Origin of the sequence: Nocardia sp. NPDC058497, assembly GCF_042720195.1 — a bacterium.
Taxonomy (GTDB): domain Bacteria; phylum Actinomycetota; class Actinomycetes; order Mycobacteriales; family Mycobacteriaceae; genus Nocardia.
The window spans coordinates 1-1,357 of the sequence record NZ_JBHXMY010000977.1; the positions used below are offsets into that span (position 1 = coordinate 1).

Below are 1,357 nucleotides of genomic sequence, written 5' to 3' on the forward strand. Positions count from 1 at the left end.
TTTTCTGCCCCGGGTTGCCACGGTCCGGGGGGGGGGGCGGGGCGGGGGGGGGGTGGCCCACGGCCCCCCCCCCCGCGCCGAAACACAATCGACTCGCCGTCCGCACCGAGGATCATCCGCTCGAGTACCTGCACTTCCACGGCACCATCCCGAAAGGCGAGTACGGCGGGGGTGAGATGACGATCTGGGACTCGGGCACCTACGTCACCGAGAAATGGCGCGACGACGAGGTGATCGTGGAACTCGACGGCGAGCGCCTGCACGGCCGCTACGCGTTCATCCAGACCAACGGCGACCAGTGGCTGATGCACTACATGCGCGACCAGGTCCGGCGAGAACCGGTGGTGGACACCGGCTCCCACGACCTCCCGCGTGGTCTCTCGCCGATGCTCGCCACCGCCGGTGCGGTGGAATCACTGGCCGCGGGGGAGTGGGCCTTCGAAACCAAGTGGGACGGCTTCCGGGTGATCGTCGAGATCGACGACGGCACCGTCACCGTCCGCAGCCGGGCGGGCAACACCGTGACCGCCCGGTACCCGCGGCTGGCCGCGCTCGGCACCGAACTGGCCGGGCACCGGGTGGTGCTCGACGGCGAGGCGGTGGTGCTCGACGCGAACGGCCTCTCGGATATCTCGGCGCTGCAAGCGGATTCGGCGCGCGCGGTGTTCGTGGCCTTCGACGTGCTCTATCTCGACGGCACCTCCCTGCTGCGCAAGAAGTACAGCGACCGGCGCGCGGTACTCGAGGCGCTCGGCAGGCTGGCGCCGTCGATGAATGTCTCGGAACTGCTGGACGGTTCGGGTGCCGAGGCCATGCGGGCCAGCAGCGAGCAGGGGCAGGAGGGAGTCGTCGCCAAGCGGGTCGACTCGGTGTATCAACCGGGCAAGCGCGGCCAGACCTGGCTCAAGCAGCGCAACTGGCGGTCGCGGGAGGTCGTGGTCGGCGGGTGGCGGCGCAGCGACAAGCGGGAGTTCAAGTCGCTGCTGCTCGGGATACCGCACGAGAACGGGCTCGTCTACGTCGGCCGGGTCGGGACCGGGTTCGACACCGAGCAGGCGCGGCGCATCGCGGCCGAGCTGCACCGGCTGCGCCAGGAGAGTTCGCCGTTCGTCAACGAGATGACCGCCGACGAGTGCCGCGACGCCGAGTGGGTCATCCCGAAACTCACCGGCACCGTGCGCTTCCAGGCGTGGACCGACACCGGACGGCTGTGGCATCCCGTGTGGGCCGGTGTTACATGGTCGCGCGGTTGATGCCGTCGACGCGAAAGCTGTGGTGTTGCTAGGGTGATCGCGTTGTGGAGCGCTGGTGCGCTCGATACGGGAGTTCGAAGATCAGGCGTGAGGTGTCCCGGCGC

The 1,357-nt window shown here is 69.4% G+C and carries 1 protein-coding gene; it reads left to right on the forward strand.

Annotated elements, in window-relative coordinates; genetic code table 11:
* On the forward strand, positions 1 to 1,253 hold a 1,253-nt coding region (ligD, locus tag ACFWPJ_RS32990), incomplete at its 5' end, for a non-homologous end-joining DNA ligase (RefSeq protein ID WP_378857467.1).
* Positions 1,254 to 1,357: the final 104 nt, after the last annotated feature.